The sequence below is a fragment of the Stenotrophomonas terrae genome (genome assembly GCF_001431465.1).
Taxonomy (GTDB): Bacteria; Pseudomonadota; Gammaproteobacteria; order Xanthomonadales; family Xanthomonadaceae; genus Stenotrophomonas; species Stenotrophomonas terrae.
In genome coordinates, this window is sequence record NZ_LDJJ01000028.1 from 77325 (window position 1) to 101114 (window position 23790).

Genomic DNA, 23790 nt, shown 5'->3' on the forward strand with positions numbered 1-23790 from the left:
ACGGCTTTCCCCCAGCCCCGCGCATTGCCAGAATGGCAGCTCCCGTCACCGTGGCTACCGCACCGGCAATGCAAGACATCAAGCTCGCGCAGCAGATCGCGCAGACAATCGCCGACGAGATCGGCGCACAGTCCGCCCAGGCCAAGGCCGCCATCGCACTATTGGATGAAGGCGCCAGCGTCCCCTTCATTGCCCGCTACCGCAAGGAAGTAACCGGCGGCCTGGACGATACCCAACTGCGTAATCTTGAAGCCCGGCTCAGTTACCTGCGCGAGCTGGAAGACCGCCGCAGCACGGTGCTGGCAAGCATTGAAGAGCAGGGCAAGCTCAGTGACGTGCTGCGGGCCGAGATCATGGCTGCCGATACCAAGTCGCGGCTGGAAGATCTTTACCTGCCTTACAAGCCCAAGCGCCGCACGCGTGCGCAGATTGCGCGCGAGGCCGGGTTGGAGCCTTTGGCCGATGGCCTGCTCAACGATCCGATGCTGGACCCGCAGGTTTTCGCTGCCGGTTTCGTGGACGCCGACAAGGGCGTTGCTGACATCAAGTCTGCCTTGGAAGGCGCGCGCGCAATCCTGATGGAGCGCTGGGGCGAGGATGCTGCCCTGGTTGGCGAACTGCGCAGCTGGTTGGCCGACAACGGCATCATCCGTGCCCGCGTTGCCGAGGGCAAGGAAGCAGAAGGTGCCAAGTACCGCGATTACTTCGACCATGCCGAGTCGCTGGCAAAGATTCCCTCGCACCGCCTGCTGGCCTTGTTCCGCGCGCGCCGCGAGGAGTTCCTGTTTCTTGAGCTGGACCCGGGCAGCGATGCCGAGGCCGGCCATCAGTACGCGGAAGGCCGGGTGGCGCGCAGCGCCGGCATCGCCAACAAGGAACGACCGGCCGATCGCTGGTTGCTGGATGCGTGCCGGCTGACCTGGCGCGCCAAGCTGCATATGCATCTATTGCTGGACCTGTTCAACCAGGCCCGCGAGAAAGCCGAGGCCGAGGCGATTGCGGTGTTCGGCGATAATCTCAAGGACCTGATGCTGGCCGCACCCGCTGGCCCGAAGGCGGTGCTGGGCCTGGATCCAGGCATCCGCACTGGCTGCAAGATCGCGGTGGTCGATGCCACCGGCAAGCTGCTGGCCACCGATACGGTGTATCCGCATGAGCCGCGACGGCAGTGGGAACAGTCGCTGCAGACGATCAAGCAGCTGTGCATCAAGCACAACGTGGAACTGATCGCGATCGGCAACGGCACCGCCAGCCGCGAAACCGACAAGCTCGCGGGCGAGGCCATCGCCGCCTGTGCCAATCCCAAGCTGCAGAAGGTTGTGGTCAGCGAGGCAGGTGCCTCGGTGTACTCGGCCTCGGAGTTCGCCGCCAAGGAGTTCCCCGGCCTGGACGTATCGCTGCGCGGCGCGGTCTCCATCGCGCGCCGGCTGCAGGATCCCCTGGCTGAGCTGGTCAAGATCGAGCCCAAGGCGATTGGCGTTGGCCAGTACCAGCACGATGTCGACCAGTTCCGCCTGGCCAAGGCGCTGGACGCACGCGTGGAGGACTGCGTAAATGCGGTAGGCGTATTCGTGAACACCGCATCGGCCGCCTTGTTGACGCGCGTGTCCGGTTTGTCGTCCACGGTGGCGGAGAACATCGTCCGCCACCGCGACGAGAACGGCCCGTTCAAACACCGCAAGGATCTGCTCAAGGTGTCGCGACTGGGAGAGAAGACCTTCGAGCAATGCGCCGGCTTCCTGCGCATCGCCGATGGTGATGAACCGCTGGACGCGTCCGCCGTGCACCCGGAAGCCTATCCGGTGGTGGAGCGCATCGTCGCTGCCGCGGCGCGGCCGATCAAGGCATTGCTGGGCGACGGCAGCTACCTGCGCGGTTTGAAGGCCGAGCAGTTCACCGATGACAAGTTCGGTGTGCCGACCGTGCGCGACATTCTCAAGGAAATGGAAAAGCCCGGCCGCGATCCGCGCCCCGAGTTCAAGGCGGCACGTTTTGCCGAGGGCGTCGAGGACATCAAGGATCTACGCGAAGGCATGATCCTGGAAGGCGTGGTCAGCAACGTCGCTGCGTTCGGCGCTTTCGTTGATATCGGCGTGCACCAGGATGGCCTGATCCATATTTCCGCGTTGTCCGATACCTTCGTCAAAGACCCGCGGGATGTGGTCAAGGCCGGCGATATCGTCAAGGTCAAAGTGCTTGAAGTGGACGTGCCGCGCAAGCGCATTGCCCTGACCCGGCGCCTGGAAGATGCGCCGGCTCCGGCAAAAAAAGCCGAACGTGACGAGCGGGCTGCAGGGCAGGGGCGTGGTGCTGGCGCCGGGCGCGACCGCGATCAGCGAGGCCAGCGCAATGCGGGCAATGCTGGTGGCCGACCGGCAGCGTCTGCGGCACCGGCCAATAGTGCCTTGGCCGATGCGTTCGCACGGGCCAAACGCGGCAGCTGAGTCAGAGCAGTGTGGGTGTAGGTGTGGGAGCGGCGTCAGCCGCGAAGCAGATACGTGATCGGGCCACATGGTGCCCGATGTTTCAGCATTGTCTGCTTCGCGGCTGACGCCGCTCCCACAAATTCAGAATACGGGTGGCTCGCTCAGGCCGGGGCGAGGGCGCGCTGCAGTGCCTGGCTGAGGTCGCTGCTGGTATAGGGCTTGGACAGTTTTACCCCGGCATCGAATACATCGGGCAGTTGGTCGATATCCATCCCGGTCGCAACAAGGAAAGGCGTGCCGCGTTGCCTCAAGCATTCGGCAACCGCGCTGCTGTTCTCATTGCTGGCCAGCCAATAGTCCAGAAACACCACCTGCGGCTGCAGCTCATCGATCATCTTCAGCGCAGCACTGACCGAGGCGGCGACGCCGTCCACCTGCATGCCTTCGATCTCCAGCTGCATCTGCAGCAGCATGGCGTTCAACTCGTCGTTCTCCACGACCAGCACCCTCGTACCTTCGAGTGAGCCCATCGTTTGCCCCCGTACCAAACCCGGATGAAGTATAGCCACTCGCCGAAACAGGCATTACACAAATATTTTCAGCCAAGGTATGCCCAAGTGATGAAAGCTCCGCTATAATTCCGCTCCTGCTAGCCGAAGTGGCGGAATCGGTAGACGCAGCGGATTCAAAATCCGCCGCCCTTAAAAGCGTGGGGGTTCGAGTCCCCCCTTCGGCACCAGAGAAAACAGGCACTTAGGTGCCTTTTTCTTTGCCTGGAATTTGGCGTGCCTTTCCGCAATCTTGTCCGTGCGGCCTACGCACGCAGATCCTGGAACCCAATCGTGCAGCGTGTAGGTGTAGTGCCGAGCCATGCTCGGCAGAAGCTTTCCCGGCAATGCATCCAGATGCGGCAGCGGTAAGGGGCTTCTTCAGTCGCGCAATTGCCGCCGACCATTCGCCCGCCTGCTGGCCTTTGACCTCACCCTTGTTCTCGCAGGACGTGCGGCGCGCACTAGGTGATGGCCGATGGGCCTCGTTCCCAGCTATGCATCCTGGCTTCGCCGCAGCGCACCGCCTTTGGCGCCCAGCAGGAACAAGCCAATGCCCAGGCCCAGAATCGACCAGTGCTGAATCCTGTCGCGCCCGGTGATGTAGACAATCCGGTCGGATCCTTTGACCTTGAACTCGATTACCTCGCCGCTGGACGGGTCGGGCGCATGCGGGCGTTCGGCGAACAGATGACGGGCGTGCATTGTCGTGCCACCAAAAGACAACAGTGCTCCAGCCAGCAAGATGGCGAGTGCTTTCTTGTTCATCGAATTCCCCCTGAGCTTGCTGGATGCCAGCTGGGCGGAAGTATGTTGGCGCGGCATGCGTGCTGTCGATGATGGTTGTGCGGTCATGTGTGCTGCTGCCTGCCGGACTTATCCGTTCGCCCAGTTTTGCTGACGTTGGCTGCGGCCGGCAAGGAGATGGCTGGGTGCGCCCACAAGACAATTGGTCCAGTCGAAATCCAGCGTAAAACATTGACCAATGCCGGGCAGCCGACGTAGTTGGCAGTGCCATGGAGAACTCGTGTATGCCGGCCATCTTTCCGCACGCTGGCAATGACCGTCAGTAACTCGAAACGACTTGATTGGATGCAGCGCCGCTGAAGGACCATGTCGAATAACGGGTCGCCCGGTATGGGGTGAGCGGGCAGGGCATTGCTGCTCCAAACAACGGACAAAAAAAAGCTCCGATTTCTCGGAGCTTTCTAAAAATGGCGTCCCCACGGGGATTCGAACCCCGGTCGCCACCGTGAAAGGGTGATGTCCTAGGCCTCTAGACGATGGGGACGCGTATTCTTTGAATCTCAAGTTGTATATTCAGACGGCCTAATGCCTGAATTGGTGGAGCCAAGCGGGATCGAACCGCTGACCTCCTGCATGCCATGCAGGCGCTCTCCCAGCTGAGCTATGGCCCCACGTTGTTGCTAGCCCGCCATTATAGCGGCTTTTTATCAAATTGGAAGCTTTTTCTTCTTCCGTGCAATCTCTTGGGAAGATTGCTTCGATAAAAAAAGACCCGATACGGCTGGGTCCGTTTGTACCTGATGAATGGCGTCCCCACGGGGATTCGAACCCCGGTCGCCACCGTGAAAGGGTGATGTCCTAGGCCTCTAGACGATGGGGACGCGTTATACTCATCAAATTGTCAACAATTCAGACGGCCTAATGCCTGAATTTGGTGGAGCCAAGCGGGATCGAACCGCTGACCTCCTGCATGCCATGCAGGCGCTCTCCCAGCTGAGCTATGGCCCCGGGCTGCGTTGTTGCGTTGCTGCCGAGAACGAAATCATAACGGGCCTTCTTTTTTCTCGCAAGCAGTTTGTGAAGAAATTTCTTCATGCAATGAGACTGGGCTGATGCGGTGTGGATACGTGGGTTGCTGATGCAGAGGCGAAGCCTGACAAAGTGACCTCCTGATTGCGGGCTGTGTTGCCGGCGCGACCCTGCCAAGTTGGGCTGGGTGTGGGCTGAACAAGGTTGCCGCTGTGCAAGTGCTTTCCTTTCTGCTGTTGCTCGTGGCGGCCGCTGGCATCGGCGCTGCCGCTGCCCAGGGGCCAGCGGTCTACAAGTGCCGCGAGGGCGGGGGCGTGAGCTATCAGTCCGCGCCCTGCGCCGGCAGGGAGTTGAAACGCTGGGCGGCCACGCCGGAATCCGTGGATGCGGCGGCGGAGCTCCGTTTGCAGGCAGTGCGTGAGCAGTTGAGCAAGCGTCAGGCCGGTAGCCCCGCAACTGCTGCCCGCAGCGTGCGCCGGCAACCAGCCGCGCCGCGCGCCCAGGATCCCTGTGAGCGTGCGCGCAAGGGGCGTGACAAGGCCTACGCAAAAGCAGGGCTTAAACGTGACTTCGCCATGTCCAGCGTCTGGGACAACAAAGTTCAGCAGGCCTGCCGGTAGGCGGGGCGCAAGCGCTTCATGGCCTGGCTGTGGCCATGGCTGGGCCGGGCGGATGGTCACCAAGGGAGTTCGGCCCGGCGGTGCTTGCCTGATGGTCGTCGCAAACGATGCGTGCTCGCTGTGGTCCTCGCATCTGTTTGGATGGCGAGCCTTGTTGCGGGGCGCGCCTGCGCGATTTCCTTGCGGGTTCGCCCTGCCAACTCATGCGCTTGATTGCATTGCGCTGTCCCAGCCCGCCTGTCAGGCCATTGAGGGGGCGGAGTAGCGGTGTCTGTGCGCTGATGGAGAGTGGGTGACTGTGTGCGGACAAGGCGAAGCTCAGTGTTGCCTGCGCTCCAGTGCGGCATGGGCAAGCGCGTCCAGCTCGGTCAGCGCATCTTCCAGTTCGCTCATGCGCTGTTGCTCGAGCAAGCTCTCCATTGCCGCACATTTGCCAGCGATGCCTGCTTCGTGGATGAAAGCGAAGGCGCCGCGCAATGAGTGCAGGTGCTTGCCGATGGTATCGGCGCGGTGCTCGATCGTCATCGTTGACGATGCGCCCATCAGCGCAGGCTGTAGTGCCTGCCTGATGACCAAAAGCGAGTCGTCCAGTGATGCGAGCAGCGGCACGTGTACTTCCGCTGGAAGCAGGCCGGTGCCGATGTCGACCCGTCCGCGCACGCTTTTCGCTGATGGGGCGTTGTCTGCAAATTGCGACAAGGCGTTCTGCAGGGTCTGCAGCAGCACCGGCTTGATCAGGATGCGGTTGATGCCGGCTTCCTGGCTGCGCATCCGGTCACGGTCCGATGCATGTGCGGTAACCGCGATGATCGGAGTGGCTACCTTGCGGTTGCGCAGGCAGCTGGCGAAGGCAAAGCCGTCCATGCCCGGCATGTTGAGATCGGTCAGGATCAGGTCGTAGTGGCGACTGGTGAACGCGGCGATGGCGGCGCCGCAGTCCTCGAACGTATCGGCGCTGCAGCCCAGCGTTTCCAGCTGCATCTGCAGGAGCTTGCGATTGGCGGGATGGTCGTCGACCACCAGTACGTGCAAGGCGGCAACGGTGCTTGCCGAAATCTCGCTCGGCGGTGCCGGCATCACCGGCTCGGCCCTGCTGGCGGCGTGCAGCGGCAAGGTTACCAGGAAGGTGCTGCCCTTGCCGGGCTCGCTCCTGACCGCAATGGTTCCGCCCATCAGCTCGGCCAGGCGCTTGCACAGGGCAAGTCCCAGCCCGGTGCCGCCATAGCGCCGGGCAATCGACGAATCTGCCTGGGTGAACGTAGTGAACAACGATTGCCGCTGTTCCACAGTCATGCCGATGCCGGTGTCGCTCACCCCCAGCACGATGGCGGAATCGGGATTGCTGTCATCCTGCAGATACAACTCGACAAGCACATCGCCGGCCTCGGTGAACTTGATCGCGTTGCTGATCAGGTTGAAGACGATCTGGCGCAGGCGAGTGGGATCGCCCATGTAGTGTGCATGCAGCTCATCATCAACGATGAGGTCGATTGCCAAGCCTTTGGCATGGGCCATCGGTGAAAACATCGCGACCGACTGCTCGGCGATTTCGCGGATGTCGACGGGCATGGATTCGACCGTCATCTGCCCGGACTCGACTTTCGAGAAGTCCAGGATGTCGTTGATGATGTTCAGCAGAGCCGAGGAGGAGGAGGTGACGGCATGCAGCCGGGTATGCTGCGTTTCGTCCAGATCCGTGTGTTCCAGCAGCTCCAGGTTGCCGAGGATGGCGTTCATGGGCGTGCGTATTTCATGACTCATGATTGCCAGGAAGGTCGATTTTGCCTGGTTGGCGGCTTCCGATGCCGCACGTGCATTCTCCAGCTCCTGCTCGACTTTCTTGCGCAGGGTTATGTCGGTGAAGTTGCATAGCAGAACGTCTTCACCTCGATACTTGGTGGGAACGATGCTGACCAGCAGCGCACAGTCGGCACCATCACGGGTCTGGAACGCCAGTTCAACGCCGTGCGAGGCAATGTTGTCGGCACCGGCGCCATGAAAGGCATCGAGGAAACGGTGATGCAACGGCACTGCTGTCGGCGACTGGCTCTGCGCATAGGCCGTCATGACCGCGTTCTTGAGCAGTACTTCACCGGTCGCCAACGAGAGCAGTGCCTGCCCGAAGGGCGCGGTCTCCACCATCGTCCGGTTCAGGTTCTCGCTTTCAACGATGCGTTCGGAACGTACATAGCCGGGGCGGAATACTCTCCTGTCGAGTATCAGAAGCGCTGCCCATACAAAGCCGACAGCAAGTAGCATGGCGCCGATATAGGCCAGCAGGCTGGGCCACAACGCCGAGAGGATGGTCCGCCAGGAGAAGCTGTGGATCAGCTGCCAGCCGGAATTGGCGGTCGAGACCAGTTCGGTGGCGACGAAACGCCCATCTTTTTGCTCAAACCTTTCTTTCTGATTGGCTGACGCTGCCGTGGCCCACTGATTCAGCGGGAGGCGAGCGGCCTCCGTGGCAGCGGGTTGGCTGGCGCCAAGGAACAGCTCGCCATTGGCATTGGCGATTACCCAGAATTCGTCTGCCTGGCTGGTTTGCAGCAGCGGTGTGATCAATTCCAATGGGTAGGAAGCAACGAATACTGCGAATGGGCCCGCCTCGGTGCTGGCGACCTGGCGTAGATGCAATGAGGGCTTGCCGCTGAGGGGATCGGTGGAAACCGGGAGCCATGCCGGTGCCGCCGGCATGGTGGTGGCAGTGGCGCCCGCGCGGAACATGACGGTTGTATCGGGAACCAGCTGCTGGATCAGCGCGAGATTGCTTTCCTGTTCCCGCAGCGGGGGCAGGTTGCCGTCAGGCAACGGACCGGCGCCCAGAAACCTGCGGTCCGGGCTGTAGAAGTAGATGGATGCCGTCAACGCACGGGCGAAGCTGCCGGCCTGATGGCTCACCTCGTCGGCAAGTTTGAGATAGGGGGCATACGCGGCGGGGGGATTGGCGTCCAGATCAGCAAGCACAAGTACATGTGGCGAATTCGCCGAGCGCTGGAGCGTCATCCGGCCGTTGCTGTCGGTGAACCTGCGCAGCAGATCCGGGTCAGGCTTCTGTCGCGACTCCCAGGCGTATTCCTCCTGGGCGGTGGTGATCCGCAAAGCGCCCTCGCGCACGGCAAGCGTGGTCTGCAATGCGATACGACGGCTGGTCTGGTCGGCGTACCGTTCGGCGATGAAATCCCTGATCTGCGAATGGATGACCACCGCCGTGACCGCAGCCAGGATGAGCGTGGTGATGACGCCGCCGCCGTAAAGCAGGCCGCGCTGGTGCCGGCTCAGCAGCTTCAGTGCATTCGTGCGGCCAGCGCCGTGGTGTGCTGCATCGCCTGTTGCGGTACCCGTATCGGAGACCATTTGAGATTCCACTCACTAGTCGGTACTACCGGTTGATGTGGTGAAAAGCCTTGTGTCACGGTCGTGTCCGAAGCATGTGAAGTGATTATTCGGACTTGGCTGATGTAGCGGCGGCGGCCGCGCTGGAACAATGACTCCATTGGAAACACAACCTTCCCTGATACCGCCGCTCCCGGCGTGGAGACATCGCCCATGAACGCTCTTGCGAAATTTGTATCGCCACGATCGGAAACCCGGATGATCCAGAACGCGCTGGTCGTCGACAGCAACGAGTTGCAGCATCTTCCGACGGCCAAAGTGCTGCGTCAATCAGGTGTGTCTGAAGTTGTTTCCGCGCTGGATGGCGACCGCGCCGTGGGCGCGCTGAGGGACCGTAGCTGGGACCTGGTCATCCTTGATCTGGATATCGTCGACCTCACCGGCCTGCAGGTGATCGATCTGTTGGCGGAGCGCTGCCGGTCAGCGCGTCTGGCGTTGGTAAGCAGCCAGCCCAGCCGCATCTTGAACGCTGCCTCGGCTTACGCAGCCCATCGCGGGCTGAACGTGGTCGCGGCGCTGCGCAAGCCTTTGAAGCCCGATCAGATCAAGGCCATCGTCGCTGCGTCGGCGGGGATGGTGGTGGATGCCCCCGCAGCTTCGGCAGCGCCGGCAGCGCAGGAGTTCTCAACTGAAGAGCTGCGCGGGGCGCTGCTGGAGCAGCAGATCCAGGCGTACTTCCAGCCCCAGCATTGCGCGATCACCGGGCTGCTGCGCGGGGCCGAGGTGCTGGCGCGCTGGCATCGGCCGGATGGCGCGGTGTTGGCGCCCGCACAGTTTCTGCCTGCGTTCGAGCGCGCCGACTTGCTGGTCGCTTTCACCGATTACATGCTGTCTTGCGCGTTCGACAGCATCGCCGCCGAAGGCGCGGGCTCTTCGCTGCTGACCGCGGTCAATGTGCCGGCACGCGTGGCTACTGGCGTGCATTGGGCGCAGAGCGTTGCTGACCATGCCTATCATGCCGGTGTCGATCCGGGCAGGGTGGTGATAGAAATCACCGAGGACGGCGGCGAGTTGTGCAACCCGGCGCTGGCCGGTGCGGTCACGCAGCTGCGTCTGCGCGGTTTCAACTGCGCCATCGATGACTTCGGCAGCGGCGACTCCTCGCTGGACCGGCTGCTGCAGGTGCCGTTCAATGAATTGAAGATCAACCGCAGCATGCTGGTGGAGGCGCGCGAGCACGCGCATGCCCGCTGCCTGCTGGCCAGCACCATTGCGATGGCGCGGCAGATGGTGGCAACAGTGGTGGTGGAAGGTGTTGAGACCTATCGGGACCTGGACATGGTGCGCAGCCTGGGCTGCCACACCACGCAGGGCTATCTGCATGGGCGTGCGATGCCCAAGGCAGACTATGTGAACTACGTGGCCCAGCAGCTCTGATCGACAAGCAGCTCTGGTGGTTTGAGATGCGCACGGATGTGCAGCATCTCAAAGCGATTCGGCATCGGCCTTCTGATGTGATCCTGACTACGTTTCAGCCACCCGCGGCCACCTGGTCGCGGGTTTTGCGCTTCCTGCGCAATGAACGCGGACCCTGGGTTGGAGGAGCAGGGGAGCTTGAGTGCGATCCGGACGATGGGAGCCAATGATGCTCCTGTGGGCTGCCTGCCGCGATGATTACGGTGCCCATCGGCATCTTTTGTGACACGGCGCGCGGTAGCGCGCAGTCATCCCGAGAGCAGGTGCCGGGCACGTGCAGGAGCAGGGCGTCCAGATGGTGAGTGAAGGCTGTCGGGGCAGCTGCGGGGCAGTCGTCTTGGCCTACATGCGCCTACCTTGAAAACCTATGTGACATGGATTCTGTCCTGAAGTAATCTGCGGAAAGGAGGGGGCTTCCTCGGCTGGGATTGACCAGCTGCCGTCGTACTTCTGGGAGAAGCGTCATCATGAATGGGTTCAAGATCAAGGTGATTTTGGCTGACGATCACCCGGGCATGATTGCAGGGGTCAAGTACGAGCTGTCATCCATAGACACGATTGAACTTGTCGGCACCGCTGCCGACTCGACGGAATTGATGGCATTGCTCAACAGTGTCGCCTGCGACGTGGTTGTCTCAGACTACGCCATGCCGGCGGGGGACTTTGGTGATGGCATCGCGCTTTTCGGGATGATTGCCAGGCGCTACCCGCAGGTGAAACTGGTCGTGCTTACGATGTTGGACAACCCAGCGGTACTGCACACGCTGTTGACCCAGGGTGTCATGTGTATCGTCAGCAAGTCCGACGCGTTGACGCACCTGGTACCCGCAGTGCACGCCGCGCACAGTGGCGGCAAGTACTATTCGCCCACGATCGAGAAGGTCGTGCAGGGCATCGAGTTGAACCGGCGCAGCCGCAACCCCGCGGGGGTGCTCAGCATCCGTGAGTCAGAGGTCGTACGTCTGTACGCATCGGGTCTGACCGTCAACGAGATTGCCGAGCGGCTGCACCGAAGCAAGAAGACGATCAGCACACAGAAAGCCAATGCGATGGAAAAACTGTCCATCGAGAAGGACGTTGATCTGCTGCGTTACGCCATGGAAAATGGACTGGTTACCTCATCGGGTGGTGTGCCGGCTGCACCCGAACCAAGCGGAACCTGAGTGGTTTGCGCTGATTCCGCGCGTGAGCACGCAACCGCAGCCGTTGCAGCTGCCGGTTGCGGGCAATCGTGCTAATTGATGTCCAGGCCCGTCTTTCCTGATTCCCACTGCATCATGATTTTCCGCCGCCGTTGCGGCGATGCGTACATGAAGAGATTGAGTGTCTCCAGAAACTGGTTCTTCTGAAGGGTCGAGAGACGAGCGAAATCTATTAGCAGTCGCCTGACGTCCGCGGTTTTTTTGTCCATCATGTGTGTTCTCGGCCGCAGCTCATAAGCAAAGCACGCGTGCGAGCGCCAGGATGGCGCCGCACAAGAAATTCTGCTCATGTTGTGTCAAGCGCTCAGGAGCGGCCATAGGACCGGTCCCAATTTGGCAGGCATGGATCTGCCTCGGCCGGTGTTGCGGATTTCAGAAACGAAGCTTGTTCTGTACCGGCTGGCCGTTATCCAGCGGCTGAAACGCTGCAACACGACCTTGCCGCTTGCAGCTTGGACTGCTGCGGCAGCGGGTCGTAGGCTATAACGCTCTGGCGAAGGAGGGGCCTGCTTCGGCGTCAGCCAGGCCAGACTCTATACCGTAGCGCAGCAAGTCCACATCGCGCTTGAGCCCAAGTTTCAACATTGCCGCGCCTTTTTGTGTGCTGATCGTCTTCTTGCTGCGGCTCAATCGCTCGGCAATCTCGTTGACGGTCAGGCCGGAGACAAAGAAGCGGATGACTTCCAGCTCACGGGTGGTGAGTGTCTGCACGCCGGAACTGCCCGAGGCCACCGCACCGGCTATATCGGTGATCGTCGGTGATAGATAGCGGCCGTTGGCATATGCGCCGTGTATGGCGGGCAAGAGATGATTCAACGAATCTGATTTGCTCAAGATGCAGGAAATACCCAAGGTCAGCAACGAATGCACGATGCCCGGATTCTCCAACATCGTGAGTACAACGATCTTGATTGACGGGTAACGCTTCTTGATTAGTTTGAACAGTGCGATGCCATCGCCGTAGCGCCCACCCGGCATGGAGTAGTCGGAAATAAGGACGTCGCAGGGGCTGTGCCCCAGTACATCCATCAGCTCGGTCGAGTTACGCACGGATCCGGTTACCGAAACCGTGCTGGCCGAGGTCAGAACGTACTGAAGGCCGGCACGCACGGCGGAATGATCGTCCGCGAGAATGATGCGGAGAGTGAGTGGCTTCATGACGGATCGGCTTCGATGGTTGAACGGGAGAGGCCTGTAGAGAGGAGGCTGTAGCGCTGCAGCGTGCAGGGTTGGAGAGAGGAAACGAAAGCTTGTTGGGCGCTTTCCCTTACTTTATTTGTGTAGTGCCAGCAAAGTAAGCACTTGGCGTCTTAATCAGTGCGTCGCTTTCGTAGGACAAGTCCGACGCTGGTGCGATAGCTGGCCGGATTTGCGCGCTGTGTGTGGCGTAATGAAGGACGACCGGTTTGTATGCGCCATGCCGCGGCCAACGGGTTTGCGCCGCACCGCAGGCGAATCCGGAACGGCGGACCGATGCAGATCCGGCGGTGGTTGGCCGTGCCCGGCTTGGATCAGGAAGTGGCTATCCCCGAGCCGGATTTGCAGGCGTTATGAGCCGCTTATCGCGGACGATCGTGATGGCTGCCGAGTAAATGCAGTTTGAGCGAGCATAAAGTGATGTATCACTTTATTATTGGCCGTTGTCTGGCAAGGAAATGACGATGGCTGATGATGGCGGCAGCGCAGAACTGGAACCCGCGGAACCAAAGCGTCGGGGAAGGCCGCGTCTTTACGCGACGCCTTTGTCTCAGGCGGAAAGGGCCAAGCGCTACCGGAAGGCAAGGCAATGGGATGAGAGTAGCCTGGACGACTGCCGTGACCCGGTATTGATGGACCGCTTGAGCTGGGCCCTGAAACATAAAGAGACGTCGGAAGACGCCAGGGCAGCGCTGGATATCTATCTGGAAGAGCTGGTCCGCCGGCATCACAGCAAAGGAAAGTCGGCGTTGAAGTAATTCAAGCAGGCGGCGCGCGGGCTGGCGCTGCGGGCACGCGTGGGTTTCCGCGTGCCGGAATCAGCGCTCGCCAGCTTGAGCGGGTGGCAAGTGCTGATACGGCGCAGGACAGTTCCATTGAGTGCCTGTCTGCGCGCTCCCAAGCGACGGCTGCGTGGCTGTGCACCATGGTGCTGCAGCCCTGGCCCGCCCTGAGGGTGGCCGTTGGCGATACGGAGCGATTGGCTTTCTGTCGGTTGCTGGTGTTTGTCATCGGTGGCAGCGCGAGGTGCTGCAATAGCGGCTTCCGTGGCAAGGAATAGTCAACAAGAAAACTGTAGTCAACGGCGAATGTGCGTTTGGGTCATTTCATTTTCGCTGATGCTGTTTAAGCTTTCCGAATGAGCTCGCTGATTGACCTGCAGGACGCAATCGAACGGTACAGCGAGGCCGGTTTTACCCATACAGATATTCCGCGCATGGCCTTGATGCGCTCGAACAATGTCAGTGCGGCGTCGGAGTCCGTCTACGCGGCATGGCTGCTGGTGGTGGCACAAGGCCGTGTGCAAATGAAGCTGGGTGACGAGCCGTTCGAGCTGCCAGCTGCACGCTATGCACTGACGTCGGTGGATCTGCCCTTGACCGGTGAGGTCCGGGAGGCCAGCTTGGCGCGTCCATTCCTCGCGGTTGCGCTGAGTCTGGAGCCAGTGATGCTGGCGTCGGTGCTGTTGGACATGGGCGAGCAGGTGTTCGATCTTGCGCCTTCGGCCGGCATGGCCGTGGGGGTGTTGGGTCCAGACCTGCTGGACGCGCTGACGCGACTGGTGCGGCTGCTGGGCCAGCGGGGTGATATCGCCATGCTGGCACCGTTGTTCGAACGCGAGATTCTGTACCGGCTGTTGGCGGGCGAGCACGGCGCAATGTTGCGCCAGCTGGCGTTGTCGGACAGCCGCTTGTCCAGGATCAGCCGCGCCATCAGCCATATCCGTCGGGACTATGTGTTACCGATACGCATTGAGGTGCTGGCACGGGATGTCGGCATGAGCTTGTCTTCGCTGCATAGGCACTTCAAAGCAGTCACCGGCATGAGTCCGTTGCAGTATCAAAAGCGCCTGCGTCTACAGGAAGCACGTCGGCGATTGACCGCACAGCAGCACAGTGCCGCGAGCGTCGCTTTTGCTGTGGGCTATGAAAGCCCTTCCCAGTTCAGCCGTGAGTACAGGCGGATGTTTGGCGCGCCGCCGTCGCGCGATGCCGTGGCGTCGCGCGAAAGCGTATTGCAGCCAGGCCCTGTTGCAGCATCGGACTGAGTCGGCGTGCGCCACCGCACCTCTCTCGCGCTGACACAATCGGGCAAGAATCTGCCGATATCCGTCTACCCGCACCGACACAAACGGACCTAGTCTCTAGGCGAGGTGGGGAGACTGCGGCTGCTGCGCTGCATATCCATTGGTGCTGTACCCGGCGTTGTTCGGCTGCCGCAGTCGGTGAATGTTGCGGTGTTCCGGCAGCGCAGGTGCCTGCATTGAATAGGCAAGCTGTTCCTCTATTGCCGAACACACAGATGCGCTGCGGCCCGCGTTGGGTGCGCCAGTGTTTCCCTATGGAGTTTCTCTTTCATGAAAGCATCCGTTGTCAACGCATTTGGAGGTGGCTTTGCCGTTGAGGAGCTTGCTCTGGCGCAACCACTCGAGCGGGAAGTGCTTATCGATGTCAAAGCATCCGGGCTGTGCCATAGCGACCTGACCTTGGCCACCGCCGGGATTGGTCAGCCACCGCCGGTGGTGTTGGGGCATGAGGTGGCCGGGGTGGTGATTGCCATGGGTGAGGACGTAACCGGAATCGAGCTGGGCGACCATGTCGTCGCGAGCCTGATCCAGTTCTGTGGCAAATGCACACAGTGCCTGTCCGGGCATACCCACAGCTGCCTGCATCCAGAAGCGACATTGCGTGCTGAAAGCGAGCCTGCACGTCTGCATGCGGGCGATGGCCGTGTGGTCAACCAGGGTTACGGGTTGGGTGGGTTTGCCGCGCAGGTGCTGACGCATGAGAACCAGGTTGCGGTTGTTCCCAAGGCCCTGCCGTTCGAACAAGCTGCTTTGCTGGGCTGCGGGGTGCTCACCGGTGCCGGCGCGGTGCTCAATACCGCCAACGTCCAATATGGCCAGACCGTCGTGGTGATCGGTGCGGGCGGCGTTGGGCTCAGCACCATCGCCGGCGCCGTACTTGCAGGCGCATCGAGAATCCTCGCCATCGATGTGTCGGATGGCAAGCTTGAGTTCGCCAGGATCTTCGGTGCGACCGATGTGATCAACTCCCGCCAGCTTGAGCCGGTGCATGCGGTGAGGGCCTTGCTGCCGGAGGGCGCGGACTATGTGTTCGACCTTGTGGGCGTTCGTGCAGTGATCGAACAAGGCCTGCAGATGCTGTCCAAGGGCGGTGGCCTGTATCTGATAGGCATCGGTGCGGGGACGACCAGTGTCGAACTCCACACCCTGGGGTTGCAGCTGAACCAGAACCGCATCGAGACGGTTTACATGGGCAATTCGAACCTCAAACGCGACATTCCGTTATACGCGCAGATGGCGCTGGCCGGACGCTTCCCGCTGCAGTACCTGGTGTCCAGGCGGATCGCCTTGTCGCAGATAGACGAAGGTTTCGAGGCGTTGAAGGATGGTTCGATTGCCCGCGTCGTTATCACCGACTTCGAACACTGAGGTTCCAGGTTCATCTCGCACATTTGCCCTGTTGGCAGGGAGACGAAATTTCTGTGAGTGAAGTGATGCAGACGCAACAACGGATTGTGGTGGTAGGCGGCGGCGTTGCCGGGATCGAGATTGCAACCTCGCTCGCGCGGCGTAGGCGTGACTGGCCAGGCGCAGCATCGGTGACGCTGATCGACAGTGACGTCGCCCATGTCTGGAAGCCCATGTTGCATACCATCGCAGCGGGCACGCGGGATATATCGCAGCAGCAGACCACCTATCTGGCACAGGCGCGGCAAGCCGGGTTCAGCTACCAACCCGGGGAGCTGTGCGGGGTGGACCGCGGCCGACGCGAGGTGGTGCTGGCCGAGATACGCAGTGCCGATGGGCGCGTGCTGGTGCCTGCACGGCGCGCGAGCTACGACGCACTCGTCGTTGCCGTAGGCAGCCAGGCCAATGACTTCCGTACCCCTGGTGTTGCCAGCCATTGCTTCAAGATCGACTCGCGGGTACAGGCCGATGCCTTCAACCACGAGCTACGGATCCGCGTGCTGCAGTCTTTTGCGCATGGCGAGCCACTATCCATTGCCATAGTCGGCGGCGGCGCCACCGGCGTTGAGCTGGCTGCCGAGCTGGTGCAGCTGGTGGATGTGGCTGAAGGCTATGGCGCGAGAGGCTTGGCTGCCAATATTCAAATTCATCTGATCGAGGCGGGCCCGCGGCTGCTGCCTGCATTTCCACGGGACATTTCTGTTGCAACCAGCGTTCGATTGCAGAGCCTGGGAGTCAGGGTGATGCTCGGGACACAGGTAAAAGCGGCCAACGCCGAGGGTCTTGTGCTGGATAGTGGCGTCCTGCCGGCCGCGTTGCGCGTGTGGGCGGCGGGGGTGAAGGCACCCAGCTTCCTGGCTGAGATGGATGGGCTGGAAACCAACCACAACAACCAGTTGCTGGTGCTGCCGACGCTGCAAACCACCTTGGACCCGGCCATCTACGCGGTAGGGGATTGCGCGGCGCTGACCTTGCCAGGTGGCGAGCGGCCATTGCCGCCTACCGCACAGGTGGCACATCAACAGGCGCAGTATCTGGTGCGCAACCTGCGCAGGCATTTGAGCGGCGAAAAAATCCCTGATTTCGCCTATCGCGACTTCGGCGCGCTGGTCTCACTGGCTGACTATGACGCCTTTGGCTCGCTGGGGAAGTTCGGCATATTCAAGGGCGGCACCATACGCGGCCGGCTCGCCCAGTTCAGTCACATCATGTTGTACCGCAGTCATCAGGCCAGAATTCATGGCTTCTGGCGTGGTGGCCTGCTGTGGCTGGTGGACCGTTTGAACGCGCGGTTGCGGGCGCCGATCCGGCTGGATTGATTCATTGAGACTGTTGTGGCGGCCATGCGCGTGTAGCGACAGTGTTGCTTTGAGCGACCGTTCGTACAGCGGTGGCAGCCTCGGTTGAAGCCTGGATGTTGCGAGCGCCGTCACTCAGATCCGCAGCGCATCCACCACCAGCGCAAACGCCGCCGAGTGTTGGCGGCGGCTGGGGTAGTACAGGTGGTAGCCGGGAAAGGGCGGGCACCAGTTCTGCAGCACGCGCACCAACCGGCCCTGCTCGATATGCGGCGCGAACTCGCCCTCCGGCAGAAAGGCAATGCCCAAGCCATCCAGCGCAGCCTGCACGATGGGCGGCGAGGTGTTGAATACCGCCTGGCTTTCAACCCGCACGTTGACCTGCCTGCCATTGCGCTCGAATTCCCAGACATACAAGCCGGCCGAGCTGGTGAGGCGGATATTGATGCACTTGTGACGGGTCAGGTCGGCGGGGGCCTTGGGCGCCGGATGCTGCTCCAGATAGGCGGGGGAGGCGACGGCGGCCATGCGGACTTTCGGGCTGATCGGCAAGGCGATCATGTCCTTGTCGATGCTTTCGCCAAGGCGTACGCCGGCGTCGAAGCGGTCGGCGACGATGTCCCGCAGTGCATAGCTGACATCGAACTCGATGTGGATGTCCGGGTAGCGGTGCATCAGCGGCAGCAGGATGGTCTGCAGCGAATGGTCGCCGCAGGTCAGCCGCAGGGTGCCGGCAGGGGTGTCACGCATCTCGGTGAGGGCATCGAGCTCGGCTTCTATCTCATCAAAGCGGGTGCCGATGGCGTTGAGCAGGCGCTCGCCAGCCGGGGTCGGCGACACGCTGCGGGTGGTGCGGGTCAGCAGACGGATCTGCAGGCGTTCCTCCAGCGCCTTGATGGCCTGGCTGAGCGCGGACTGCGAGACCCCCAGCAGCGCGCCTGCACGGGTGAAATTGCCCTCGCGGGCAACGCTGACAAAGGCGAGCAGGTCGTTGAGGTTGCGGCGGGCCATGGGCGCAGTGTGGCACGCTCGATTGATTAGTACAGCTAATAATGGCTAGAAGTATTGATTACCTTATCAATCCAGTGCCTCCGATGGACAATGGCGCTTTCCCCCAACACCGCTGGAGTTCCCATGTCTGTCAAAGCCTACGGCGCGCATGCCGCCGACAAGCCGCTGGAGTCGATGGATATCACCCGCCGCACGCCCGGCGCGCACGACGTGCAGATCGATATCGCCTATTGCGGCGTCTGCCACTCGGACCTGCACCAGGTGCGTGCCGAGTGGGCCGGTACCCAGTACCCCTGCGTCCCCGGTCATGAAATCGTCGGCAAGGTGGCGGCGGTGGGCGCCCATGTAAGCGGCTTCAAGCCTGGCGATCTGGTCGGCATTGGTTGCATCGTTGACAGCTGCAAGCAGTGCGAGGATTGCGACGAAGGGCTGGAGAACTATTGCGACGGCATGGTCGGTACCTATAACGGGGCAACCGAAGATGCGCCGGGCTGGACGCTGGGCGGCTATTCGCAGGAGATCGTGGTGCACGAGCGCTATGTGCTGCGTATCGGCCATCCCGAGCAACAGCTTGCCGCGGTCGCACCGCTGCTATGCGCCGGTATCACCACCTATTCGCCGCTGCGGCATTGGAATGCCGGCCCGGGCAAGACAGTGGGCGTGGTCGGTATCGGTGGTTTGGGCCATATGGGCATCAAGCTGGCCCACGCGATGGGCGCACACGTGGTTGCATTCACCACCTCCGAATCCAAGCGCGAAGCAGCACTCGCCCTAGGTGCCGACGAAGTGGTGGTGTCGCGTGATGCAGCAGCCATGGCTGAGCAGGGCAAGCGCTTCGACCTGATCGTCAATACCGTGGCCGCACCGCATGATCTGGATGCCTTCCTGGCGCTGCTCAAGCGCGACGGCGCGATGGTGCTGGTTGGTGCGCCGGCAACCCCGCATCCCTCGCCGAATGTGTTCAACATGATCACCAAGCGCCGCACCCTGGCCGGGTCGATGATCGGCGGCATTCCGGAAACCCAGGAGATGCTGGATTTCTGCGCAAAGCACCATCTCGTGGCGGACATCGAACTGATCACCGCCAGTGAGATCAACGACGCCTACGAGCGGATGCTCAAGGGCGACGTGAAGTATCGCTTCGTGATCGACAACGCCAGCTTGTCTGCCTGAGCAGGAGAATCGGCTGGCCCAGAATCGCGTGCCTGCAAGCAGGTACGCGATTCCGGCAGCTGCTACCAGCGCGGTGTTGTTGATGTGGGCGCTGCGTGCGAGGGGAACAGTGGCAGCACGTACTCGGCCAGCTCCTGCAGGACTTCATCGGCAGGACGCGCGGAGAACTGGATTCCCAGCGCGGCATGGTTGACGCCAGCCTGCTGCCACTCGCCCAGCAGGTCGATCAGGCCGTTGCGCCCTGTCCGCAAGGTGTAGCCACCGTCTATCGATGTTCGCGGATGATTGGGGTCGTCGACCAGGTCCAGCCACTCATTGGTGACATGGGGCCGGAAGCCAGCGTCAGGGATGAGTGCGCGCCAAGCGCGGATCTTCTCGCCCAAGCGCTTCGGGCCGGTGGGATGATGGGTCGCGTCCGGGTAGGTCAGCCAGCCATCGGCGTGCTCTGCCACCCACTGCAGCGATTGTCGGGAACTGCCGGTGACCAGCAGCGGCAGTCTGCCGGCAGCCGGTTTGGGAAGTAGTTCCACCCCTTGCGCCGTGCCAAGCGACGAGTTGATGTTCAGTGCGCCGGGCTGCATCAGCTGGCGCACATAGCGGACTGATTCAGCGAAACGTTCGGCGCGCTGTGCGTGATCCAGGCCGTATGCCGGAAATTCCACCGGCCTGTCGCCGGAGGCGATGCCCATCACCAGCCGTCCACCGGACAACTGGTCAATCGTGGCTGCCGACTTTGCCAGGTCAATCGGATGCCGCAGCGAGAAGATCGCGCTGCCGGTGGCCAGTGCGATGTTTTCGGTTTGTGCGGCAAGGAATGCCAGATAGGTGAAAGGGTCGAATGTCTGGCCGGCGTCGCCGAACAAGGGGTCGAACAATGGAACATCGCGCACCCATACTGCTGCAAGGCCGGCTCGATCAAGTTGACTGACACGAGCAGCCTGGCCTGCAAGCACCGTCATATCGCCGCGGTAGAAGCGCAGGGGCAAAAAGATACCCAGGCTCAGGCTGCCCTCGCGGAACATGCGCTGGTAACCCCGGTGGTGCGCGAAAGCCGGCGCGGATGCTCCTGCGTGTGCTGCAGGTGTTTCATTTGAAGCGTTCATCAGGGTCTCGTTCATGGGCCGGTGGCGGGTTCGGGTATCAGTACGCCGCGCTGCACGGCCGGCCGCTGTGAAACGCGCGTATGCCATTCGGTCAGATGCGGGTAGGCACTGAAGTCCAGGTCGATGACGCGGGCGATGTGGGTCCAGCCGAAACCGGCAATGTCGGCGATGCTGTAGGTCTCTCCGGCCAGCCAGGAACGGTCCGCCAAGCGCCGGTCGAGGGTGGCGAAAAATTCGTTGCTCAAGCGGCGATAGCGCTCGATTGCCGCCGGTTGCGGCGTATCGGCGAACATCTCGAAGTGCACGCGTTGGCCGAGGATCGGCCCGACACTTGCGGCATGGAACATGAGCCAGGTGATGGCTTCCCAGCGCGGTACTGGTTCCTGCGGCAGCAAGCGACCGCTGCGCTCGACAAGGTAGAGCAGGATTGCCGCCGACTCGAAGAGGGTGATGCCGTTGGCTTCATCGACCAGCACCGGGATGCGCGCATGTGGGTGCAATTTTTGGAACGCAGGCAGCTTGTGCTCGCCTGCATCGATGCGGACGTGGTGCAGCTGATAGGGCAGGCCAAGTTCTTCCAGGGCGATGGAGACCTTGAACCCGTTTGGCGAGCTGTCGGTATAGAGGTGTAGCGTTGGTTGGGGCACGAGGGCTCCTTGTCGGGATGCGGGGAAGGTATGTCCGTGATCCCGGCTCTCTTTCGTCCTTGGGTGGTGCACTGCGTCGGCGGCGTTTTGCGTGCGGCGTCGTGGAGCCGGGAATGCGCGCAGTCTAGGCCGCAGTGCGAGCGTGGAAAAACGATCTTTACTGGGGCATAAGGTTAGAATTCCTAACGTTCTGGTTTGCCTTCTGCCCGAACCATTGCAGTGGGGTTGGCCCGATAAACTATTGCGGTTTTGGCATTGATGCTGGAAAAGGCGTTGCGCTGTATGCATAGTGCCGGCCGCGTGGCTCTCCGCTTCGCTCCTGCGGCTTCGAGCTGGCTTTGGCTAATCAGCTTTTCTTACTTGTGGCAATGCGCCATGCTTGCCCTGCGATGGCGCTGCCAACGCGACTTTTTCAGACCGAAAGCTCAGGAAATCACTCATGGGAGCAGTCCTTCCATTGCTGGCATTGCGCGCGTTCGTCGAGACGGGCCGACATGGAAGTCTCAAGGCCGCCGCCGAGGTGATGGGGGTCAGTCCGGGTGCCATCAGCCAGCAGTTGAAATTATTGACGGAGCGCACCGGCGTACGCCTGTTCGTCCGCACGCGTCAGGGTGTTTCGCTGAGCCCAGCCGGTGCGCAGGTGTACCCGGCCTTGCTTCGTGCCTTCGACACCATTGAGGACAGCATGGCAGTGCTGGGGGCGATCAATGGTCGGCAGACCCTGACGATCAGTACGGTGCCAAGCTTCGCGGCGTCGTGGCTGGTGCCGCGATTAGGTGGTTTTACCGCAGTGCATCCGGATATCGAGATACGCGTGGAGGCTTCCTCGGCCCTGGTCGATCTGCGCCGTGACCGCGTTGACGTTGCCATCCGCCATGGTCTTGGCCACTACCCGGGGCTGGTTTCGCGTCACCTGGCTTCCCCGGTGTTCCTGCCGGTTGCATGCCCGCGCTTGCTGGCCGATGGACCGCGCATCCGCACCCCGAAAGATTGTCTGAAGTATCCGCTGCTGCAGGACTCCGACCGCAGCGATTGGCGGCTCTGGTTCAAGGCATTGGGAATGGCGGATGATGCGCGCTTCGAGCGCGGGCCCGCTTTCGATGACGATGTGTTGCTGATACGCGCGGCAGAGGCGGGACAGGGAATTGCGTTGCTGCGCGATGTCTATGTGCAGGCGGAAATCGCCAGCGGGCGGCTGTCGGTCGCCCTGGATCGGCCCTGGCCAACGGCGTTTGCCTACTATGCCGTGACCCTGCCAGGTGCGGATGAAAACCCGGCGATAGCGTCGTTCATTGCATGGCTGCAGCACGAAACGCAGGGTGAGCAGGCTGCGCTCTAGCGTTGGGGTGGCAGCAAGCATTGCTGTCAACCGAGATGCCAGCGGGGTATCGGGTTTTCGGGATCTGTCGCACGCGTGGGATCGGTTCGCCCGGCAAGCGCTCGCTTGCCCGGTGCTGAAGACAATGCCGCCATCGGCTTGACCTTGTCACGGTGGTAATCCGCATGCTCATGGCAACCACCGCCGGGCGAGGGTGCCGCCGGATCCGGCAATCCCGGCTGGACAAACCCGGACAACGACAGCGAGGAAACGACCTTGAGCAGTACATTTCATCCGCAGGTAACCCTCTATACAACGCCGACCTGTCCGGATTGCCGAATGTTGAAGGACTGGCTCAACCGGCTGGGGATTGCATATGAGGAACGCGACCTTACAGATCCGGCGATCAGCGCGGAAGCGAAGGCCCGCACGGGGCTACGTATTGCACCGATAACCTTGGTCGACGGGCAGGTTTTCTTCGGCACGTTTGCCTCGCAGAAGCCAGACCTGGTGCAGGCCCTGGGTCTGCCCAGCGGCAGCTGACCACCGGCATCGATAAGCGCCGTCGGCACCCCGCCCGCGCGAAGCTTCACCTGGCTGCATGCACGAAACAGGTTTTGCTGGGATTGGCAGCGCGCCCAGTGTCCGCTGGACGCGCTGTTTCAGCTTGTGGACCAGCGAGCTGTCTACGTAGCCGCCGGCTTGCGTTTGCCGCCCCACGACTTGCTGACTATCTGCCACCTGCCGTCGATCTTCAGCAACGCCAGGTAGTCCACCCCATCCCAGCCGGGGTAGTCCAGGCGCACTTTGACCATCGCCACTTCATCGGTGACGTCCAGGATCTCGTAGCTGCGATGGCGCTGGTCCTCATCGGCAGCGGGCTTGCCGGGAAAGCCTTCGGCCCACTCTTCGGCGGTCAAGGTAACCAGCTTGCCTGTCGTTGCCGAGTGGCCAACGACGATGCCGTCTTTCCTGAAAGCTTCGAAGATCAGGGCGGAGTCGCCTGCCTCGAAGCCACGCATCAACTGCTGCATGGTCTGTTCGACGGCAGCGCGATTGCTGTTCTGTGCGGTTGCCAATGTGGGGAGGAAGCACAGCATTGCTGTGAGAGCGAGCGATTGGATGGTGGGCTTCATTGCTGTCCTTTGGGTGTTTCATGAGGAGGTTGG

19 protein-coding genes and 5 tRNA genes are annotated in these 23790 nt (G+C 61.7%); 12 read left to right on the forward strand and 12 right to left on the reverse strand.

From position 1 onward, the window contains the following. The first annotated feature begins 68 nt into the window (after positions 1-68). Positions 69-2444, forward strand: coding sequence for a Tex family protein (locus ABB27_RS08925; RefSeq protein ID WP_057628352.1), 2376 nt, complete (start codon positions 69-71; stop codon positions 2442-2444). A gap of 143 nt (positions 2445-2587) precedes the next feature. Here the strand turns inward: ABB27_RS08925 and ABB27_RS08930 are convergent, their stop codons facing one another. Beyond that, entirely contained in the window at positions 2588-2956 is a 369-nt protein-coding gene (locus ABB27_RS08930) for a response regulator (RefSeq protein WP_057628353.1), read from the reverse strand. Positions 2957-3078: 122 nt separating this feature from the next. Here ABB27_RS08930 and ABB27_RS08935 point away from each other — a divergent pair. Further along, positions 3079-3165 (forward strand) — tRNA-Leu (locus ABB27_RS08935). A gap of 304 nt (positions 3166-3469) precedes the next feature. Here ABB27_RS08935 and ABB27_RS08940 read toward each other — a convergent pair. The 5 genes from ABB27_RS08940 to ABB27_RS08960 all read right to left on the reverse strand — a co-directional run bounded on the left by ABB27_RS08940 (position 3470) and on the right by ABB27_RS08960 (position 4729). Further along, positions 3470-3742, reverse strand: coding sequence for a hypothetical protein (locus ABB27_RS08940; protein WP_057628354.1), 273 nt, complete (start codon positions 3740-3742; stop codon positions 3470-3472). Positions 3743-4189: 447 nt separating this feature from the next. Next, a tRNA-Glu gene (locus ABB27_RS08945) sits at positions 4190-4265 on the reverse strand. Positions 4266-4316: 51 nt separating this feature from the next. After that, positions 4317-4392: transfer RNA gene (locus ABB27_RS08950), tRNA-Ala, on the reverse strand. Positions 4393-4526: 134 nt separating this feature from the next. Further along, positions 4527-4602, reverse strand: a tRNA-Glu gene (locus ABB27_RS08955). Positions 4603-4653: 51 nt separating this feature from the next. Then, a tRNA-Ala gene (locus ABB27_RS08960) sits at positions 4654-4729 on the reverse strand. 239 nt (positions 4730-4968) lie between these two features. On the opposite strand from ABB27_RS08960, the gene ABB27_RS08965 reads away from it, so the two are divergent. Next, complete coding sequence (locus ABB27_RS08965; protein WP_057628355.1) at positions 4969-5370, forward strand: hypothetical protein; 402 nt, start codon at positions 4969-4971, stop codon at positions 5368-5370. Positions 5371-5688: 318 nt separating this feature from the next. Here ABB27_RS08965 and ABB27_RS08970 read toward each other — a convergent pair whose 3' ends face one another. After that, positions 5689-8724, reverse strand: a complete 3036-nt coding sequence (locus ABB27_RS08970) for an ATP-binding protein (RefSeq protein WP_057628356.1) — start codon at positions 8722-8724, stop codon at positions 5689-5691. A gap of 237 nt (positions 8725-8961) precedes the next feature. Between ABB27_RS08970 and ABB27_RS08975 the strand changes: the two genes are divergently transcribed. Both ABB27_RS08975 and ABB27_RS08980 read left to right on the forward strand, forming a co-directional pair. Then, entirely contained in the window at positions 8962-10140 is a 1179-nt protein-coding gene (locus ABB27_RS08975; protein WP_057628357.1) for an EAL domain-containing response regulator, read from the forward strand. 506 nt (positions 10141-10646) lie between these two features. Then, entirely contained in the window at positions 10647-11342 is a 696-nt protein-coding gene (locus tag ABB27_RS08980; RefSeq protein WP_057628358.1) for a response regulator, read from the forward strand. 519 nt (positions 11343-11861) lie between these two features. Here ABB27_RS08980 and ABB27_RS08990 read toward each other — a convergent pair. Next, entirely contained in the window at positions 11862-12539 is a 678-nt protein-coding gene (locus ABB27_RS08990; protein ID WP_057628360.1) for a response regulator, read from the reverse strand. A 503-nt stretch (positions 12540-13042) separates the two neighbouring features. Here ABB27_RS08990 and ABB27_RS08995 point away from each other — a divergent pair. The 4 genes from ABB27_RS08995 (at position 13043) to ABB27_RS09010 (ending at position 17390) form a co-directional block, all read left to right on the forward strand. Beyond that, positions 13043-13336 (forward strand): hypothetical protein, encoded by a 294-nt coding sequence (locus ABB27_RS08995; RefSeq protein WP_152984505.1) that lies wholly within the window; start codon positions 13043-13045, stop codon positions 13334-13336. A gap of 380 nt (positions 13337-13716) precedes the next feature. Beyond that, positions 13717-14625, forward strand: a complete 909-nt coding sequence (locus ABB27_RS09000) for an AraC family transcriptional regulator (RefSeq protein ID WP_057628362.1) — start codon at positions 13717-13719, stop codon at positions 14623-14625. A gap of 309 nt (positions 14626-14934) precedes the next feature. Next, entirely contained in the window at positions 14935-16032 is a 1098-nt protein-coding gene (locus ABB27_RS09005) for an alcohol dehydrogenase catalytic domain-containing protein (protein WP_057628363.1), read from the forward strand. A 65-nt stretch (positions 16033-16097) separates the two neighbouring features. Further along, positions 16098-17390 (forward strand): NAD(P)/FAD-dependent oxidoreductase, encoded by a 1293-nt coding sequence (locus ABB27_RS09010; RefSeq protein ID WP_057628364.1) that lies wholly within the window; start codon positions 16098-16100, stop codon positions 17388-17390. A 114-nt stretch (positions 17391-17504) separates the two neighbouring features. On the opposite strand, the gene ABB27_RS09015 is transcribed toward ABB27_RS09010, so the two are convergent. Next, positions 17505-18380, reverse strand: coding sequence for a LysR family transcriptional regulator (locus ABB27_RS09015; protein WP_057628365.1), 876 nt, complete (start codon positions 18378-18380; stop codon positions 17505-17507). Positions 18381-18503: 123 nt separating this feature from the next. Between ABB27_RS09015 and ABB27_RS09020 the strand changes: the two genes are divergently transcribed. Beyond that, positions 18504-19553 (forward strand): NAD(P)-dependent alcohol dehydrogenase, encoded by a 1050-nt coding sequence (locus tag ABB27_RS09020; protein WP_057628366.1) that lies wholly within the window; start codon positions 18504-18506, stop codon positions 19551-19553. A gap of 62 nt (positions 19554-19615) precedes the next feature. Here the strand turns inward: ABB27_RS09020 and ABB27_RS09025 are convergent, their stop codons facing one another. Together ABB27_RS09025 and ABB27_RS09030 are read right to left on the reverse strand one after the other, a co-directional pair. Next, positions 19616-20656 (reverse strand): LLM class oxidoreductase, encoded by a 1041-nt coding sequence (locus ABB27_RS09025; RefSeq protein ID WP_057628407.1) that lies wholly within the window; start codon positions 20654-20656, stop codon positions 19616-19618. Positions 20657-20667: 11 nt separating this feature from the next. After that, on the reverse strand, positions 20668-21303 hold the full coding sequence (locus ABB27_RS09030) for a glutathione S-transferase family protein (RefSeq protein ID WP_057628367.1): 636 nt from the start codon (positions 21301-21303) through the stop codon (positions 20668-20670). A 439-nt stretch (positions 21304-21742) separates the two neighbouring features. Between ABB27_RS09030 and ABB27_RS09035 the strand changes: the two genes are divergently transcribed. Both ABB27_RS09035 and ABB27_RS09040 read left to right on the forward strand, forming a co-directional pair. Next, on the forward strand, positions 21743-22642 hold the full coding sequence (locus ABB27_RS09035; RefSeq protein ID WP_057628368.1) for a LysR substrate-binding domain-containing protein: 900 nt from the start codon (positions 21743-21745) through the stop codon (positions 22640-22642). A gap of 255 nt (positions 22643-22897) precedes the next feature. Next, entirely contained in the window at positions 22898-23164 is a 267-nt protein-coding gene (locus ABB27_RS09040) for a glutaredoxin family protein (RefSeq protein WP_057628369.1), read from the forward strand. A 143-nt stretch (positions 23165-23307) separates the two neighbouring features. Here ABB27_RS09040 and ABB27_RS09045 read toward each other — a convergent pair whose 3' ends face one another. After that, complete coding sequence (locus ABB27_RS09045) at positions 23308-23757, reverse strand: nuclear transport factor 2 family protein (RefSeq protein ID WP_083491219.1); 450 nt, start codon at positions 23755-23757, stop codon at positions 23308-23310. Between the last annotated feature and the right edge of the window lie 33 nt (positions 23758-23790).

Bases quoted from the DNA above. Each gene is read 5' to 3' on its own strand.
- ABB27_RS08925 (WP_057628352.1), top strand. From the start codon at position 69: ATGCAAGACATCAAGCTCGCGCAGCAGATCGCGCAGACAATCGCCGAC.
- ABB27_RS08930 (WP_057628353.1), bottom strand. From the start codon at position 2,956: ATGGGCTCACTCGAAGGTACGAGGGTGCTGGTCGTGGAGAACGACGAG.
- ABB27_RS08940 (WP_057628354.1), bottom strand. From the start codon at position 3,742: ATGAACAAGAAAGCACTCGCCATCTTGCTGGCTGGAGCACTGTTGTCT.
- ABB27_RS08970 (WP_057628356.1), bottom strand. From the start codon at position 8,724: ATGGTCTCCGATACGGGTACCGCAACAGGCGATGCAGCACACCACGGC.
- ABB27_RS08975 (WP_057628357.1), top strand. From the start codon at position 8,962: ATGATCCAGAACGCGCTGGTCGTCGACAGCAACGAGTTGCAGCATCTT.
- ABB27_RS08980 (WP_057628358.1), top strand. From the start codon at position 10,647: ATGAATGGGTTCAAGATCAAGGTGATTTTGGCTGACGATCACCCGGGC.
- ABB27_RS08990 (WP_057628360.1), bottom strand. From the start codon at position 12,539: ATGAAGCCACTCACTCTCCGCATCATTCTCGCGGACGATCATTCCGCC.
- ABB27_RS08995 (WP_152984505.1), top strand. From the start codon at position 13,043: ATGGCTGATGATGGCGGCAGCGCAGAACTGGAACCCGCGGAACCAAAG.
- ABB27_RS09000 (WP_057628362.1), top strand. From the start codon at position 13,717: ATGAGCTCGCTGATTGACCTGCAGGACGCAATCGAACGGTACAGCGAG.
- ABB27_RS09005 (WP_057628363.1), top strand. From the start codon at position 14,935: ATGAAAGCATCCGTTGTCAACGCATTTGGAGGTGGCTTTGCCGTTGAG.
- ABB27_RS09010 (WP_057628364.1), top strand. From the start codon at position 16,098: ATGCAGACGCAACAACGGATTGTGGTGGTAGGCGGCGGCGTTGCCGGG.
- ABB27_RS09015 (WP_057628365.1), bottom strand. From the start codon at position 18,380: ATGGCCCGCCGCAACCTCAACGACCTGCTCGCCTTTGTCAGCGTTGCC.
- ABB27_RS09020 (WP_057628366.1), top strand. From the start codon at position 18,504: ATGTCTGTCAAAGCCTACGGCGCGCATGCCGCCGACAAGCCGCTGGAG.
- ABB27_RS09025 (WP_057628407.1), bottom strand. From the start codon at position 20,656: ATGAACGCTTCAAATGAAACACCTGCAGCACACGCAGGAGCATCCGCG.
- ABB27_RS09035 (WP_057628368.1), top strand. From the start codon at position 21,743: ATGGGAGCAGTCCTTCCATTGCTGGCATTGCGCGCGTTCGTCGAGACG.
- ABB27_RS09045 (WP_083491219.1), bottom strand. From the start codon at position 23,757: ATGAAGCCCACCATCCAATCGCTCGCTCTCACAGCAATGCTGTGCTTC.